Genomic DNA, 15526 nt, shown 5'->3' with positions numbered 1-15526 from the left:
ATCGCGCAGTTGGGTCGCCGATAGGTCAGCGACGCTGTCCGACAACGTCAGCGACCCAACAACTGCGCCACACGCACCAGCGGGGCGGCGATTGCGGGGATCGCGGATGGGTCGCGCAGTCGGCCCGCTCGGTATGTCAGCAACTCCTGGCCGACAAGGCTCCAGTCCGGGACGGTTCCGGCGAGATGCGCGTCGATCAGCGGTTTGCCGACGAGCCAGCGGGCGAAGTCCGGATCGACGGCATTGATCCGGAAGCGTGAGTCGAAGGAAACATTGCCGGTGGCGGTGGGCTTGTCGCCGAACAGTGTGCGACCCAGCTTGGACAGCATGCCGCGGGTGGACACGTTGACCGATGGGAAGGGGCGGTCCAGCAGCACCATGGTCGCGATCAGGTGGTGCGTTGTCGTAGTCCTGTTCGACGCGGAACGTGGGCCGACCGTCGCACCGACGGTTTCCGTTTCATATCTGTACTCCGCCACCGTCACCCAGCGCCCGCCGATCTGCCCCGTCAATGTCACGCCCAGATAGCGTCCACCCCGGGGCATGCGCGAGACCCACCGAGCCCGCGACCTGTCCGCGAACGTCCACCCGTGCTGGGTCGCCCACTGCCGCAAGATCCTTCGGCGCTCGCGCTCGGCACGAATCGTCAGCGGAACGAACACAATGAGCGTGACCAGTATCAGGATCGGCCCGGCCAGGACCAAGATCACCGCTGCGTCCATTGTCCCTCCTCGATCGACGACCGAATTGTGCGGTGCCGACCTTTCGATCGGGATGGTCGAATGCTTATGGCGCCGACCGCACCCCGCCCGCCCGGGTTTACGCTGCGCCGATGACCCTGCTGTTGCTGGCGCTGGCCATCGCCTCCGAAATCACCGCGACCGTCTCGCTCAAAATCTCTGACGGTTTCACCAAATTGGTGCCTTCGATCATCGTGGTCATCGGCTACGGTGCGGCCTTCTTCTTCCTGTCCCAGGCACTGAAGCGCGGCATGCCGATCGGTGTCGCCTACGGCATCTGGTCGGCGGTCGGCGTCGCGGCCATCGCCGTCATCGGTGTCCTATTCCTGGACGAACGACTCTCGTTGATCCAGGTCGGCGGCATCGGATTGGTGATTCTCGGTGTGCTTGCATTGGAACTCGGTGGCGCACATTGACATCCGCGCTGCGAAATTATCGGTGTTCGGCTGATCAATCTCGTTGCGCCCTGCGCATTTTGTCGAATTCGTCCCATGAGAGGTGGCGGCGAACGTAGCATCGGCCGATGGATCGGACGTTTGCTCAACTGAGTCGACGCGGGTGACGGTATGGCATCGGAAGCGGGCGATGTAGTACTCGAGGCCCAGTCGTTGGTGAAACGCTACGGCGGTGTCGAGGCGTTGCGGGGAGCCAACTTTCAGGTGCGCGCCGGTGAGGTCGTCGCATTGATCGGCGATAACGGTGCGGGCAAGTCCACGCTGGTGAAATGCCTTTCCGGGGCGGAACAACCGGATTCGGGGACCATCCTGCTGGACGGTTCGCAAACGGTGCTCGGCTCACCGACCGCCGCACGCAGGCTCGGCATCGAAACCGTGTACCAGGACCTCGCCGTCGCACCCGATCTGGACCCGGCCGCCAACCTCTTCCTCGGCCGAGAGCTGGTTCGCCGCGGATTGGCAGGCAGACTCGGCATGCTCGACAAGCGGGCGATGCGGACCCAAGCCGTGGAACACTTCCGGCTCCTCGGCGTGACGCTGCAGAGCACCGATGTGCCGATCGGCGCATTGTCGGGCGGACAGCGCCAGAGTGTCGCCGTGGCGCGTGCGGTGCTGTGGGCGAGCAAGGTCGTCTTCATGGACGAACCGACCGCGGCCCTCGGCGTTGTGCAGCGCGAACGGGTGCTCGAGGTGATTCGCAACGTGCGTGACCAGGGCATTGCCGTCGTACTGATCAGCCACAATATGCCGGAGGTGCTGGCCGTGGCCGACCGGATCGAGGTGCTGCGCCTCGGCAAGCGGGTAGCCCGATTCGTCGCCGCCGATGCCACGCTGGAGCAGTTGGTCGGCGCGATGACCGGAGCGCTGTCACACGAGGACGCCGCATGACGAAAGCAGAGCCGAATGGTGGCCCCGATCTGCCGGAACGCACTGCGCTGCAACGGCTTCTCGGCGCTAGCACGCTGTGGATCGGTGTGGTGCTCGTCGTATTGTGCATCGTTTTCAGCATCATCCGCCCCGACGCCTTCCCGACCCGTTTCACCCTGCAGACGCTGCTGATCGAAACCTCGGTGCTGCTGGTGCTTTCGGTCGGCATGACCTTCGTGATCATCACCTCGGGCATCGACCTGTCGGTCGGCATGGTGCTGATCTTCGCCGGCGTACTCGGCGCGAAAACGATGGAATGGCTGAGCCCCGACGAGAACGCCACCGGCGCGGGCTGGGGAATTATCGGTGTCGGCCTCCTGATTTCCATTGCGGGCGGTGGCATCTGGGGATTGCTGAATGGAATTCTGGTGGCAAAGGCCAAGATTCCACCGCTGATCGTCACCCTCGGCTCCTTCGGTGCGGCACTCGGTGCGGCACAACTGATCACCGGCGGTGTCGACACCAGGACGGTGCCCGATAAACTGCGCAACTCCCTGGGTTTCGGGACGTCGCTGGGCGGCGTACCGAATCTGGTGCTGGTCGCGGCGGCGGTGACGGTGCTCGCCGCCTGGGTGCTGCACACCACCCGGTTCGGTCGCTACACCTACGCGATCGGCTCCAATGAGGAGGCCGCGCGGCGTTCGGGCATCGCGGTCACCCGCCACCTCGTGCTGGTCTATCTGATGACCGGATTACTCGCCGGAGTGGCCGGATTCATGAATCTGGCCTACTTCGGCACCACCACCATCGGCGGACACGGCACCGACAATCTGGATGCCATCGCCGGTGTAGTCATCGGCGGGACCAGCCTTTTCGGCGGAATCGGCACCATTGCCGGCACGGTAATCGGCGTTTTCATTCCGTCGGTGCTGCGCAAGGGATTCGTCATCGCGGGGGTGCCGGTGTTCTGGCAGCCGATCGCGGTGAGCGCGGTTCTGGTGGGGGCGGTGTGGTTCGACCAACTGCGCCGCCGTGCCCGGGACCGCAAGTAGAGAGGTAAGCAGTACAGCACTGCGCGATAAGAGAATAAGGCGGAGGTAGCCAAATGAGGGTGGCGAAGCGGACCGCGGTGATGATCGGCGCGATGGCGGCGGTCGGCACGCTGATGGTGGGATGTGGTGGCTCGGTGAACAATTCCGGCGGAACTGATGCCAAGAAATTGGTGCTGATTCCCGGTGTCGCCGACGAACCGTTCTATATTTCCATGCAATGCGGCGCGCAGGACGAGGCGAGCAAACTCGGCTACAAGCTGCAGACACAGGCGCCGACGAAATTCGATGCGGGCGCGCAGACTCCGGTACTGACCGGTGTGGTGGCCAATAAGCCCGGCGGCATCCTGATCGCCCCGACACATGCGCAGGCGATGGCGAATCCGATCAAACAGGCCAAGGATGCCGGGATCAAAATCATCGAAGTCGATACCGCGCTGGACGACACGTCGATCGCGCTGTCGTCGATCGCATCCGATAACAAGAAGGGCGGCGAGCTCGCGGCGCAGACGCTGGCCAAGCTCATCGGCGACAAGGGACCCGTGCTGGTGATCAACACCAAGGCCGGAACCTCCACCACCGATGCGCGTGCCCAGGGCTTCGAAGATGCGGTCAAGGCCTTCCCGGGCATTACCTCGCTCGGCGTGCAGTACAACAACAATGAAGCGGCACAGGCGGCTTCGATCGTGACCGCGACGCTGGCCGCCCATCCCGACCTTGCCGGGATCTTCGCCACCAACCTGAGTTCGGCCGAGGGCGCGGCCACCGGATTACGCAATGCCAATAAGCTCGGCCAGGTCAAACTGGTCGGCTTCGATGCGAGCCCGAAACAGGTCGAGGACCTGAAAGCCGGCACCGTGCAGGCGCTTATCGCGCAGGATCCGGCCGGGATCGGTGCGAAGGGCGTCGACGAGGCCGCGGCCGCGCTGGAGGGTAAGCCGGTCACCCGCAATATTCAGACCGATATGGTGGCGATCACCCAGGCCGATATGGATGCCAACTCGAAGTACTTCTACAAGCGGAAGTGCTGACGGGGGCGAGGTCGGGTCCGAGCACGCTCGGACCCGGCTAATCCTCCACTCGCACCGTGTATCCCGAATTCTCCAACGCGGCGAGCACATCGTCGCGATGGGTGGGACCCCGCGTTTCCAACGTCAGCGCTACCTCGACCTCGTCGACCGCGAGCCACCCACCGGTCCGCGAGTGCACCACATCCACCACACTCGCACCGGTCTTCCCGACCACCGCGAGCAATCCGCTCAACGCACCGGGCCGATCCGAAATCGTCACGCGCACAGCCAGATAACGCCCGGCGGCGCCGAGACCATGTCCGATGATCCTGGTCAGCATCATCGGATCGATATTGCCGCCGGACAGGATCGCGCACACCGGCCCCTGCAACCCGAGTTCCGTTGGCTCGCAACTCATCAGGGCCGCCACCGCAGCGGCACCGGCGGGCTCGACGATCAACTTCGCGCGTTCCAGACACAGCAGCAGCGCCTTGGACAGCGCATCCTCGTCGACCGTCACCACCGCGGGCACATGCGCCGCGACGTGCGCGAACGGCACCGCACCCGGCAGCCCGACCGCGATGCCGTCGGCCATGGTCGACATCCGCGTCGCCCGCACCGGTTTACCCGCCGCCAGCGAATCGGGCCACGCCGCTGCCTCCGCGGCCTGCACGCCAACCACCCGTACGTGCGGTGCGACATGATGCAGGGCAATGGCGACCCCGGCGAGTAGCCCACCGCCGCCGGTCGGCACGATCACAGTCCCGACCTCGGGCATCTGCTCGATGATCTCCAGGGCCACCGTCGCCTGCCCGGCGACGATATCGCCGTGATCGAACGGATGGATCAGCGTCGCACCGGTCCGCTCGGCGAAATCCAGTGCGGCATCCAGCGAGTCGTCGATGGTCTCACCGACCTGCCGCACCTCGGCCCCATACGCCTTGGTGGCCACCAGCTTCGGCAGCGAAGCGCCCACCGGCATGAATACCGTCGAGCGAATCCCGAGCGAAGCCGCGGCCCACGCCACCCCCTGCGCGTGATTGCCCGCACTGGCCGCCACCACGCCGCGCGCCCGATCTTCCGCCGGGAGGTTCGCGATCCGGAAGTATGCCCCGCGCGGTTTGAACGAGCCGGTCCGCTGCAGGTTCTCGCACTTCAGCCGCACCTCGGTTCCGGCGTGTTCGGACAACACCCGTGACGCGACCACCGGTGTCCGCCGAATCACCGGCGCCAATGCCGCCGCGGCCGCCTCGATACGGTCCAGTCCCAGCAACTCCATGCGCCCATGCTGCCAGCCCATGGCACGGATGCGCTGCCACATGGGCAGAAATCATCCGATGATTTCGCGCGCCTATCCGGCCTTCGCGAGATTATGCGCAATGGCACCGAGCCGCGCCAGCCGAGCATCGCCGAGCGGCGTCAGCTTCCCGCCGAGCCGATTGGTGACGAAGGCCAGCGACATCCCGGTGGCCGGATCGGCGAACGCCCCCGAACCGCCGAGACCGAAATGGCCGAACGCGGAGATGGGATCAACCTTCGACGGCTTCATCGGCACACCGTGGTAACCCAGCGCCCACGGAATGCGAAACGCCAGAACGTAATCGGGAGTGAAGACCTGACGCTGGGTGATCTGCTCGATGGTCTCCGGACGCAGCAACTGGAAGTCCCCGAGCCGACCATCGGTCGCGAGCGCGCTGTACATCCTCGCCAGGGCACGCGCCGAGAAGACGCCGTTGACGCCTGGAATCACCGAATCATGCAGCCGCGGATCGGAAACCATATCCGCGAATCCGCGCGGGGTGGTTTCGGCGGCCGCAGCGAAACGAGTCCGGCCCATGAGCCGCGCACTGTTTTCCCAACTCATGCCCGCAACGGTGAGCCGAGGAAAGTTGGTGGCAATGCGGCCGCGTTCGGATTCCGGCACGCGGAACCAGAGTTCCTCCGCCGCGAGCGGTCTCGCGATTTCCGTGCGCAACAGCTCGGTGAAATCCGAACCGGAGACCCGTCGGATCAGTTCGGCGACCAAGTGCCCGAAGGAGATTCCGTGGTAGCCGCTGGTCACCAGGTGGCGCGGGTCGGGGGAGCAGGCCGCGAGCGCAGCGGTGACCTCGGCATCGTCCAGGAAACGCGCTACCGGCCCAGGTAGCAGATCGCGCAGCCGATGCAGACCCGCCCGGTGGGTGAGCATTTCCCGCACCGTAATGCGCTCCTTGCCCGCCGCCCCGAATTCGGGCCAGTAGGTGGCGACCGGCTCGTCGTAATCGAACAGTCCACGCTCGGCCAATCGGTGCGCCAGCGTCGAGACCACACCCTTGCCGGTGGAATAGGCCATGGCCACGGTATCGGCGGCCCACGGCACGCCCGGATGCGCGAATCCGGCCCACACATCCACGACCGGTTCGCCGTGTTGATAGACCACGAGCGCCCCGCCGCCGTCGCTCGGCCTGCGGAACAGCCTGTCGAATTCGGCGACCAGGCGCACATAGCGACGATCCACCGACTGCGTTGCGGTAAGTGTCATTGGATTACCTCTGTCGTTAGACCAACCAACAGCATGGCACGGCAGCGACCGCGGCCATCGCGGAGCCGAAATTCCAACCGTGAGACCGGTCGGTTCGGTGAACTTTTCCTGACCGTCATATCCGCGACCGAGATCGCAACACGGCTCGCATAGCGTGGCCGCATGCCCCCGAGACGACGATCGGCGCTACTGGCCAGGTTGGTTGTCGACGAACCAGGCCGACCGCAAGTGATCCTCGGCGAACTGCGCCGGGTGATTCTGGATGGGGCCGTGCCGCCGTGCACGGTGATCCCGTTGCGCGAGGTTGCCGAATTGTTCGGCGTCAGCCATATCCCGGTGCGGGAGGCGCTCAAGACATTGATCGGGGAGGGACTGGTCACCCATCAGCCGCACGGCGGTTATGCGGTGGCCCAGCTGACCTCCAACGAGCTGCGCGAAATGTATATCGCGCGGGAGACCCTGGAAACCGCGTCGCTGGCGGCCGCGGCGCGCAATGCCACCGACGCCGACCGCGCTCGTTTGCTCGAGGTGAATTCGCTACTGGAACAGGCGATTCGAGATGACGACCCGGTCGCATACCACCGTCAGTCGCGCCATTTCCACGTGGCGCTGACCAAGCCGTCACGGATGTTCCGACTGCTGCACATGCTCGAATCGGCGTGGAATGTCACCGAGCCGGTGCAGTCCATGGTGCATATCGGCCGCGCTGATCGGGTGCGCCTGCACACCGATCACGCGCTGATGCTCGATGCTTTCATGGCCCGGGATGTGGATCGCCTGCTGCTGATCGCCGAACGGCATCACCGCAGGTTGGAGACGGTAATCGCGACGTTGCCCACCGATACCGGACTGCTCGCGCCGGAAGATATATCGATCGCGCAATAGCCGGGCAATAACTGCGCAATGGCCGGGCAATGCGTGGTTTCTACTGTCGTTTCGATCAACAGTTTCACCTTCGGATGGGAAACACCATGACCGAAACGCTCACCACCGCGGCCCCGCCCGTACTCGCGCCGCCCGCCTACGACCCACGGCTGACAAATGCGGACCTGGCCCCACTGCGCAAGCAGACCTGGGGCTCCTACAACATCTTCGCGTTCTGGATGTCGGACGTGCACAGCGTCGGCGGCTATGTCACCGCGGGCAGCTTATTCGCACTCGGACTCGCCAGCTGGCAGGTGCTCGCGGCGCTGCTGATCGGCATCACCATCGTCTATTTCTTCTGCAATCTGGTCGCCAAGCCGAGTCAGGTGACCGGTGTGCCGTATCCGGTCATGTGCCGCAGCGCATTCGGGGTGCTCGGCGCGAATATCCCGGCCATCATCCGTGGCCTGATCGCCGTCGCCTGGTACGGGATTCAGACCTTTCTCGCCTCGGCGGCACTGGATGTCGTACTGGTGAAACTATTTCCGAGCCTCGCTCCGTATGCGGTCGTCGACGACTATGGTTTCCTCGGTCTCTCACTGCTCGGGTGGGGCAGTTATCTATTGCTGTGGGTCGTGCAGGCCTGCGTGTTCTGGCGCGGCATGGAATCGATTCGCAAATTCATCGACTTCTGTGGTCCCGCTGTGTATGTCGTGATGTTCCTGCTCTGCGGCTATCTGATCGCCAAGGCAGGCTGGAGTGCCATCGACCTGAAGCTCGGCGAGGTGAAGTACACCGGTTGGGCCTCGGTCCCGGTCATGCTCGGCGCGATCGCGCTGGTCGTGTCCTACTTCTCCGGTCCGATGCTGAACTTCGGCGATTTCTCCCGCTACGGCAAGAGTTTCGCGGTGGTGCGGCGTGGCAACCTGCTCGGGCTGCCGGTCAACTTCCTGCTCTTCTCACTGCTGGTCGTGATCACGGCATCGCTGACGGTCCCGGTCTACGGTGAGCTGATCACCGATCCCGTTGCGACGGTGGCCCGTATCGACAGCACCTTCGCGATCGTGCTGGGCGCGATGACCTTCGCCATCGCCACGATCGGTATCAATATCGTCGCCAACTTTATTTCGCCGGCTTTCGACTTCTCACACGTCAGCCCGCAGCGGATCAGCTGGCGCGCGGGCGGCATGATCGCCGCGGTCGGTTCGGTCCTGATCACCCCGTGGAACCTCTACAACAATCCGGAGGTCATCCACTACACCCTGGAGGTGCTCGGCGCATTCATCGGCCCGCTGTTCGGTGTCCTCATCGCCGACTATTATCTGGTGCGCAAACAGCAGGTTGTCGTCGACGACTTGTTCACCCTGTCGCAGACCGGATCCTACTGGTACAGCAAGGGTTACAACCCGGCGGCGATCATCGCAACCGCCGTCGGCGCGATCATCGCGGTGATCCCGGTGCTGGCCAAGGATGTCACCGGCATGTACACCGCCGCGCAGTACAGCTGGTTCATCGGCTGCGGCCTCGGCTTCCTCACCTATTACCTGCTGGCCACCCGAACCCGGTTGGCAGTGCAGGGAGTTGCCGCCTGATGCGCATCCAGGTCGTCAACCCGAACACCACGCGGGCGATGACCGACACGATCGAGCAGTGTGCCCAGGCCGTAGCGGGCCGGGACACACTGCTCGACGCGGTAACCGCCGAGATGGGGCCCGCCTCGATCGAGAGTCACTACGACGAAGCCCTCAGCGTCCCGGGCATTCTCGCCGCCATCCGACGCGGCGAACAGGAGGGTGTCGACGGCTACGTGATCGCCTGCTTCGGTGATCCGGGCCTGGACGCGGCCCGAGAACTGGCACGCGGGCCGGTAATCGGCATCGCGGAGGCGGCAATGCGTACCGCGAGTCATCTCGGCGGCGGATTCAGCATCGTCACGACGCTCGGCCGGACCATCGGCCGAGCCGACGAGCTGGTGTATCGCTATGGCATGCAACGTTTTTGCCGCGGCATCCACGCCTGCGAAATCCCGGTGCTCGCACTGGAAGATCCGGATGCCCGCAAAGTCGTCACCGAGGCATGCGGCGATGCGGTCGACGCCGATGGTTCCGATGCGATCGTCCTCGGCTGCGCGGGCATGGCCGACCTCTGCAACCACATCCGCGACGAGATCGGTGTACCGGTGATCGACGGCGTCGCCGCTGCCACCCTCACCGCCCAGTCGCTGATCACCCTCGGCCTGCGCAAATCGGGTAGGGGAGAGTTCGCCGCACCACCACCCAAGGCGTATAGCGGCCCGCTGCGCTCCTTCGGCTCGAATTCCTGAGCTGTCAGGCGGCTGCGGCCAGGGCTTCCATCGCCGCATCGGGATCGTCGACATCGACGACGAGACGGGTGAACCCGGGGCCTGCAAGGTCGATGAGAATGGCATGGCCGTCGAATCTGGTGTCCCAGAACTCTTTTCGCCCCTTGCCGCGGTAGGTGCCCGCCGCGATAACGCCGGGAAAGAACGTGCCCGGTGCGCGGACCCACGGTGGGCGCAGATCGACCGGGGCGGGGGTCACCTCTTTGATATCGGCCAGATCGAAGGTCACGTGCTCGCGCAGGGCCAGCAGTCGGTGCCCGCCGAGCACATGAACCGTCACTTTGTCGTCCGTGACTTCGACTTCGACCATCGTGCACCTCGCTGAATTCAAGACCTCGTACGCGATCCAGGATCCGAGTCGCTCCTGTTCGCACCCTGTGTCGTTCCTGTGATTTCTCGAAGGCTTCGACCGGTGTTACAAGCCCCCCGTATTTTGGCAAAAATACTTGCTGAAACGTAGATATGCGCATTGAAACATGAGATCTCAGATGCTGAAAGTCGTACAGCACATGTTGCGAACCAAAACCAGCAAGGAGCAGGGGACTTGGCCCAGGCAGCCAGTTACGAAGCATCGCGGCGGCAGCTACGGATCGCCGCGGCGATTACGCGGGGACGGCGGGAGATGATCGTTGGCTGACCCGGCCTACGAACCTGAAACGGCCGGGTCAGCGCGACGACCCCCAACGAGCCTCAGATGACCCGAACCGCTTCTTCGGCGATATCGAGCACACCGAGCAGCCACGGCGTATAGCTCCCAGGGTCGTCGGCGATCGCATCCCGCAGCGCCTCCGGTTGGATCCACGCGTAGTCGGCGACCTCCGCCGGATCCGGCCGCGGCGCCGCGGTCCGCAGGAACTCGGCATCGAGCCGTCCGATCAGCACATGATCCCATTCGTGCTCCACCCGACCGGTCGTGGAATCCTGGGCGTGATACCGGAAGATTCCGACCTCGGTCAGCGCGGTGGCCAACCCCAACTCCTCGGCCAACCGGACCGCGGCGGCCGCCACCACCGGCTCACCCGGCGCCGGATGACCGCACGCCGTATTGGCCCAGAGCAGCGGAAACCGTGTCTTCACCGCGGCACGCTGCTGCAAAAGCACCCGACCCGCATCGTCGTACAGCAGCACCGAGAACGCGCGGTGCAGCAGCCCGGGCGCGGTATGCGCCTGCGCTACCGGGCACGCACCGACCGCGCGCCCGGCCGCGTCGACCAGCTCGACAGGCAGGGCCTCGCGGTCGGTGATCGGCTTCGCCAGCGTTTCGGTCACAGCTGCGCCTCGCTGGCGCTCGGCTCCGCAGTGACCGATGGTGCTGTGCCCATGATTCGCTCGCTCCGCGCGCTCATGCCTGCGCCTCGCCGACGCTCGGCTCCGCGGTGACCGATGGTGCTGTGCCTATGGATGGCTCGCTACGCTCGCTCATCGCCCCACCTTATCGGCGGCGATCAGCAGGTATTGGAAGCTGCCCTCCTTGTAGGCGGTCAGGAACGGCTTCTCCACACCGGTCGCCAGCTCGGATTCGGTGCGCAGCTCCCAATAGGGAATCGTGGCGGCGGTCAGATCGATGACGTTGACCGGCACCAGATTGTTGTCGGCCAAGGCCCGGAAATACTCGCTGCGCGGATGGATCATGCAGCCGTAATGGGCGTCGATCCAGCTGACCGAGGCCGAACGCCCGCCATTGACATCATTGGAACAGCCGGTGATGCATACGTAGCGACCGCCGGGTTCGAGCAGCCGGGCGAACTCCTCGAACAGCTCGCCGAGATCCACATACATGGTGGTTTCGTTGGTCCAGATGCCGCGCCTGGATCCGGTGTCGAAACCGGTTTCGAGCATATTCCGGAAATGGAAGCGCACCTTGTCCGCGACACCGCGATGGGCGGCCTGATCATTGGCGAAGCCGACCTGGTATTCGGAAATGGTGACGCCGTCTACCTGACAGCCGAAGCGCTGATTGGCCATAAAACTCGTACCGCCGCGGCCGGAGCCGCCGTCCATCAGCCGATCGCCCGGCCGGATATCACCGAGGTGGTCCAGCAGCAGCGATGCTTGCGCGGTCTCCAGGCGGTGCAGTTCCTTGACGATCCGTTCCTCGCGAGAATCCGCCGGTCCGGCCAGCGCTGCCTGATCGGGTTCGCCGATGCCGTAGTGGTGGTGGAACAGCCCGTCGACCTCACCGAGTTTGGTATTGACCCGGTCGTCATTCGGGTTGTTGTTCCAGTACTCGGCAACGGCCTTCTGGTAGCTGGTGCGCAGGACGGACCCCGTGTCGGGATTGAGCATGGTCATGCCTGATCATCCTCTCGTGTTGCGGTACTGCTGATTAGGTTGCGGTACTGGCTAATTCGACTCGTTGTAGCGCTTGCTCGCGGCGTGCCAGGCGCGGTTGCCGCCCATCCACGCCCAGAGTCCGCCGAGGAACCGGCGCAGTTCGGCCGATCCGACGGCGGCCAGTGGACCGGCCTCCTGTTCGAATCGGTGCACCAGTTCGTCGTGCACGACGGCGGTGCGCAGCACCGCCTCGCGCCGGGAGCAGCGCTCTTCCGCGGCCAAAACCGTCGGCAGGTTGAATTCCCTACCGTCCGAACGGTCTTCGCGCGCCATCGAATACAGGTCGTTCACCATCTGACTGGCGAGCGCGGCCGTGGTCACGACCCGGCGCACTCGCGGATCGGTGTACTCGGCGGCCTGGAGCTCATAGCCGCCGACCACATCGATCGGCGCCATACATGGCAGGAAACTGTGCGGCTGCCGATTGGTGAGGTACTCCCACACCGGTGGCATCCGGTGTGCGGCCCGCCAGCCGGCCTCCGCGCCGAGCGCGATGAACCATCCGGCGATCTCGGTGCGCAATCGAGCCAGCTGTGCCGGGGTCGCATACCGGGACAGGTGCTCGAAGGACGTACGGAACGCGCGCAGGATCGGATCGGCCTGTAGCGCCCGCTCCAGCTGTGGCTGGTAGCGAGCCGGGAGGTGGACGGGATCCATTGCGGCGGCGGCCAACTCGAGTCGGGGGCCGAGTTCGGCCTCGGCACTGGACGGTGTGCCGTCGGGTTCGGTCTCATCGGCTCCTTCCTCGCAGTAGTAATCGTCGACCGACCATTCCGAGACCGCGCATTTCGCGGCCGCGAGCAACCGGTCCGCATCGTTACTGTCCGGATGGGCGAGCATGATCAATCGGCCGAAGTCGGCATCGCGCAGTTCGTCCAGGCGCCCGGTGTAGAGACCGATATCCCGCGCCCAGTCGATGAGCCCGTCGTTGACCAATTGGGCCAACGCCGGGTCATCACGCAACGCCGGTGGACAGTACAACGGTGGAATCGGTGCCGCGGTGCCTCGCGGGTAGGCAGATGCGGTACCTGATCCGGTGGGGCCGAATGGAATTCGACCCCGGTTGGTTTTCGGTTCGGCTGGGGCCGATCCTGCCGGCGCGGCCCCCTGCGCCACGCCGACAGCGATCGATGTGGCGTCGAACGACACCGGTGGCGGCTGGAGACCAGCCGCCCGGATAGTAGGTGTGCGTGCGGGGTCGGGTACCTCAGTAGTAGGTAATCCCGCTTGGGTGGTGGTGGACGACGGAAGTAGGAGTGCAGCCGCACCCAGGCCGCTGGGTCCGAGCAGGCTGCGCGGAACAATCGCCGCAGGTCGGGTAGGTCGGTCCAGTTCTGACGAATCAGCTTCCACCACCTGGGTTTCGGATGATTCGGGTATTGCTGTGCATTCGGGTAATTCCGTACTTTCCGGTATATCGGTGTTTTCAGGTGGAGCCGAGGTTGCCGGTTCCGGAACCTCCAGCGGGAGTGTGGGCGCAGCGGTGGTATCGAGGTTGGACAGCAGTGCTGCGACAGCGGCGGCCATCTCGTGGGTGGCGGGTGGTGCCGAGGCGCGGGAGAGCACCGACATCGGTCATCACCCCGGTCAGTCCGCCTGCCGGGCGACCAGGACGTTGTCGAGCACGCCCAGCGCGTCCGGCACCAGCACGGCCGCCGAGTAGTAGCAGCTGACCAGGTAGGAGATGATCGACTGGTCGTCGATGCCCTTGAAGCGGACGTTCAGGCTCGGCTCGTATTCGTCCGGGATGCCGGTCTGGTGCAGGCCGATGACGCCCTGATCCTTCTCGCCGGTACGCATGGCGAGAATCGAGGTGGTCTGGGTATCGCTGACGGGGATCTTGCTGCACGGGTAGATCGGGACGCCGCGCCAGGCGAACACGCGGTGTCCGTCCACCTCGACCGGATCCGGATACAGGCCGCGCTTACTACATTCACGACCGAAAGCGGCGATCGCTTTCGGATGTGCCAGAAACAGTTTCGTGCTGCGCCGCATGCTCAACAGCTCATCCATATCGTCCGGCGTCGGTGCACCGGACTCACTGTAGATGCGCTGTTTCAGGTCGCAATTGTGCAGCAATCCGAAATCGGGATTGTTGACCAGATCGCTCTCGCGCCGCTCGTAGAGTGCCTCGATGGTGAGTCGGAGCTGCTGTTCGACCTGGTTCATCGGATCGTTGAACAGGTCGGCGACGCGGGTGTGCACCCGCAGCACGCTCTGGGCCAGGCTGAGCTCGTATTCACGCGGGGCGTCGTCGAGGTCGACGAAGGTGCCGGTCAGCAACGGCTCACCGAAGTGGCCCGAGGAGATCTCGATGTTCGCCTCGCCCTTGGTGTTCTGCGGACGTGCCGGAGCGTCGGCGACACGGGACAATTGCTCGCGGAGCGCCGGGGTGTACTCCAGCATTTCTTCGAGCGTTTGCCGGGACAGCACCAGCATGGTGGTGGGGGTGACGGTTTTGACGGTCACCGGCCAAATACCGGACCCATCGATGAGGGTTTCATCACCGAAGAAATCACCGCCGCCCAGCATGCCGAGCTTGGTTTGCTCGCCGAATTCCCCGGTGCCGATCTTGCTGAGTTTGCCGTGCACGATCAGCATGACCTGATTCATCGGATTGCCGAATTCGGCGACCACCGTACCGGGTTCGAGATCGCGCTGCTCGAAACGCTGGGCGAGCGCGCGCAGCACCTCTTCGTCGTCGAAGTCCCGCAATTGCGGAAGTTCGGTGAGTTCCATCGGGATCACTCTGGCTTGCGAGCCGTCGATGACGAACTCGACCTCGCCGTTGCCGACGGTGTGGGTCAGTCGTCGGTTGACACGATAAATACCACCGTTGACCTGCGTCCACGGCAATGCGCGGGTGAGCCAGCGCGATGTGATGCCCTGCATCTGCGGCTCGGACTTGGTGGTGTGCGCGAGCTGGTGGGCAGCACCGGTGCTGAGGCTCTTGCGCCCGTTGGTTTCTGTTTGGACTGGCATTTCGATGGTCATGCGTGGTCCTCACCTGAGATGGTCACCGAGACGGTCGATTGTGCTGTACTGGTGGTTCGACGGACTTTCGAATTCGGCGGTGGTGCACAACAATTCGACAGGCGGCAGGCCTGCTGGGGTATGGCGGCATGGTTGCCGAGAGAAGTGGCCGAGCCGAGGCATGCAGACGGTGACCGACTCTCCCGTGCGAATTGGCTTACGCGACATTGCGTTCCGAACGGGTTCGATCCTAAACCGCGAAAGATGCTGCGCGCACACGAATCTCGAGAATGACGCCACGAGAATGCTGGTCTGTTTTTCGGATGGTTACGACATGACCTCGATGCGGAT

15 protein-coding genes are annotated in these 15526 nt (G+C 64.4%); 7 read left to right on the top strand and 8 right to left on the bottom strand.

Annotated elements, in window-relative coordinates; all coding sequences use genetic code 11:
- Positions 1-47: 47 nt before the first annotated feature.
- Positions 48-722, bottom strand: coding sequence for a hypothetical protein (locus ACQPYR_RS30245; RefSeq protein ID WP_433622314.1), 675 nt, complete (start codon positions 720-722; stop codon positions 48-50).
- Between the two features lie 32 nt (positions 723-754).
- On the opposite strand from ACQPYR_RS30245, the gene ACQPYR_RS30240 reads away from it, so the two are divergent.
- The 4 genes from ACQPYR_RS30240 to ACQPYR_RS30225 all read left to right on the top strand — a co-directional run bounded on the left by ACQPYR_RS30240 (position 755) and on the right by ACQPYR_RS30225 (position 4142).
- Entirely contained in the window at positions 755-1156 is a 402-nt protein-coding gene (locus tag ACQPYR_RS30240; protein ID WP_433622313.1) for a DMT family transporter, read from the top strand.
- 150 nt (positions 1157-1306) lie between these two features.
- Positions 1307-2083, top strand: a complete 777-nt coding sequence (locus ACQPYR_RS30235; protein WP_433622312.1) for an ATP-binding cassette domain-containing protein — start codon at positions 1307-1309, stop codon at positions 2081-2083.
- Positions 2080-3114, top strand: coding sequence for an ABC transporter permease (locus ACQPYR_RS30230; protein ID WP_433622311.1), 1035 nt, complete (start codon positions 2080-2082; stop codon positions 3112-3114). The genes ACQPYR_RS30235 and ACQPYR_RS30230 overlap by 4 nt, the downstream gene beginning before the upstream one ends.
- Before the next feature lie 53 nt (positions 3115-3167).
- Complete coding sequence (locus ACQPYR_RS30225; RefSeq protein WP_433622310.1) at positions 3168-4142, top strand: ABC transporter substrate-binding protein; 975 nt, start codon at positions 3168-3170, stop codon at positions 4140-4142.
- A gap of 37 nt (positions 4143-4179) precedes the next feature.
- Here ACQPYR_RS30225 and ilvA read toward each other — a convergent pair whose 3' ends face one another.
- Together ilvA and ACQPYR_RS30215 are read right to left on the bottom strand one after the other, a co-directional pair.
- A complete protein-coding gene (gene ilvA / locus ACQPYR_RS30220; protein ID WP_433622309.1) occupies positions 4180-5400 on the bottom strand; it encodes a threonine ammonia-lyase in 1221 nt (406 codons plus the stop codon).
- 72 nt (positions 5401-5472) lie between these two features.
- Entirely contained in the window at positions 5473-6642 is a 1170-nt protein-coding gene (locus ACQPYR_RS30215; protein ID WP_433622308.1) for a serine hydrolase domain-containing protein, read from the bottom strand.
- A 162-nt stretch (positions 6643-6804) separates the two neighbouring features.
- Between ACQPYR_RS30215 and ACQPYR_RS30210 the strand changes: the two genes are divergently transcribed.
- The 3 genes from ACQPYR_RS30210 to ACQPYR_RS30200 all read left to right on the top strand — a co-directional run bounded on the left by ACQPYR_RS30210 (position 6805) and on the right by ACQPYR_RS30200 (position 9829).
- Positions 6805-7527: a GntR family transcriptional regulator gene (locus ACQPYR_RS30210; protein WP_433622307.1), complete on the top strand. Its 723-nt coding sequence runs from the start codon at positions 6805-6807 to the stop codon at positions 7525-7527.
- Positions 7528-7613: 86 nt separating this feature from the next.
- Entirely contained in the window at positions 7614-9098 is a 1485-nt protein-coding gene (locus tag ACQPYR_RS30205) for an NCS1 family nucleobase:cation symporter-1 (RefSeq protein WP_433622306.1), read from the top strand.
- On the top strand, positions 9098-9829 hold the full coding sequence (locus ACQPYR_RS30200) for an aspartate/glutamate racemase family protein (RefSeq protein ID WP_433622305.1): 732 nt from the start codon (positions 9098-9100) through the stop codon (positions 9827-9829). Before ACQPYR_RS30205 ends, ACQPYR_RS30200 begins: the two co-directional genes overlap by 1 nt.
- Before the next feature lie 4 nt (positions 9830-9833).
- Here ACQPYR_RS30200 and ACQPYR_RS30195 read toward each other — a convergent pair whose 3' ends face one another.
- The 5 genes from ACQPYR_RS30195 to ACQPYR_RS30175 all read right to left on the bottom strand — a co-directional run bounded on the left by ACQPYR_RS30195 (position 9834) and on the right by ACQPYR_RS30175 (position 15196).
- A complete protein-coding gene (locus ACQPYR_RS30195; protein ID WP_387295363.1) occupies positions 9834-10178 on the bottom strand; it encodes a hypothetical protein in 345 nt (114 codons plus the stop codon).
- A 380-nt stretch (positions 10179-10558) separates the two neighbouring features.
- A complete protein-coding gene (idi, locus tag ACQPYR_RS30190) occupies positions 10559-11137 on the bottom strand; it encodes an isopentenyl-diphosphate Delta-isomerase (RefSeq protein WP_433622304.1) in 579 nt (192 codons plus the stop codon).
- 150 nt (positions 11138-11287) lie between these two features.
- A complete protein-coding gene (locus tag ACQPYR_RS30185; protein ID WP_433622303.1) occupies positions 11288-12160 on the bottom strand; it encodes a geranyl diphosphate 2-C-methyltransferase in 873 nt (290 codons plus the stop codon).
- A gap of 51 nt (positions 12161-12211) precedes the next feature.
- Positions 12212-13729 (bottom strand): family 2 encapsulin nanocompartment cargo protein terpene cyclase, encoded by a 1518-nt coding sequence (locus ACQPYR_RS30180; protein ID WP_433635284.1) that lies wholly within the window; start codon positions 13727-13729, stop codon positions 12212-12214.
- A gap of 60 nt (positions 13730-13789) precedes the next feature.
- The gene (locus ACQPYR_RS30175; protein ID WP_433622302.1) at positions 13790-15196 is read right to left on the bottom strand and encodes a family 2B encapsulin nanocompartment shell protein; all 1407 of its coding nucleotides are present in this window, start codon (positions 15194-15196) and stop codon (positions 13790-13792) included.
- Positions 15197-15526: the final 330 nt, after the last annotated feature.

It is taken from the genome of Nocardia sp. CA-120079 (assembly GCF_050955745.1).
GTDB lineage: Bacteria > Actinomycetota > Actinomycetes > Mycobacteriales > Mycobacteriaceae > Nocardia.
This window is presented reverse-complemented; position numbering and strand designations above follow the sequence as displayed.

Excerpts from the sequence above, each read along its gene's own strand:
- ACQPYR_RS30245 (WP_433622314.1), bottom strand. The coding sequence starts at position 722 with ATGGACGCAGCGGTGATCTTGGTCCTGGCCGGGCCGATCCTGATACTG.
- ACQPYR_RS30235 (WP_433622312.1), top strand. The coding sequence starts at position 1,307 with ATGGCATCGGAAGCGGGCGATGTAGTACTCGAGGCCCAGTCGTTGGTG.
- ACQPYR_RS30230 (WP_433622311.1), top strand. The coding sequence starts at position 2,080 with ATGACGAAAGCAGAGCCGAATGGTGGCCCCGATCTGCCGGAACGCACT.
- ACQPYR_RS30225 (WP_433622310.1), top strand. The coding sequence starts at position 3,168 with ATGAGGGTGGCGAAGCGGACCGCGGTGATGATCGGCGCGATGGCGGCG.
- ilvA (WP_433622309.1), bottom strand. The coding sequence starts at position 5,400 with ATGGAGTTGCTGGGACTGGACCGTATCGAGGCGGCCGCGGCGGCATTG.
- ACQPYR_RS30215 (WP_433622308.1), bottom strand. The coding sequence starts at position 6,642 with ATGACACTTACCGCAACGCAGTCGGTGGATCGTCGCTATGTGCGCCTG.
- ACQPYR_RS30210 (WP_433622307.1), top strand. The coding sequence starts at position 6,805 with ATGCCCCCGAGACGACGATCGGCGCTACTGGCCAGGTTGGTTGTCGAC.
- ACQPYR_RS30205 (WP_433622306.1), top strand. The coding sequence starts at position 7,614 with ATGACCGAAACGCTCACCACCGCGGCCCCGCCCGTACTCGCGCCGCCC.
- ACQPYR_RS30200 (WP_433622305.1), top strand. The coding sequence starts at position 9,098 with ATGCGCATCCAGGTCGTCAACCCGAACACCACGCGGGCGATGACCGAC.
- ACQPYR_RS30195 (WP_387295363.1), bottom strand. The coding sequence starts at position 10,178 with ATGGTCGAAGTCGAAGTCACGGACGACAAAGTGACGGTTCATGTGCTC.
- ACQPYR_RS30185 (WP_433622303.1), bottom strand. The coding sequence starts at position 12,160 with ATGACCATGCTCAATCCCGACACGGGGTCCGTCCTGCGCACCAGCTAC.
- ACQPYR_RS30180 (WP_433635284.1), bottom strand. The coding sequence starts at position 13,729 with ATGGCCGCCGCTGTCGCAGCACTGCTGTCCAACCTCGATACCACCGCT.
- ACQPYR_RS30175 (WP_433622302.1), bottom strand. The coding sequence starts at position 15,196 with ATGACCATCGAAATGCCAGTCCAAACAGAAACCAACGGGCGCAAGAGC.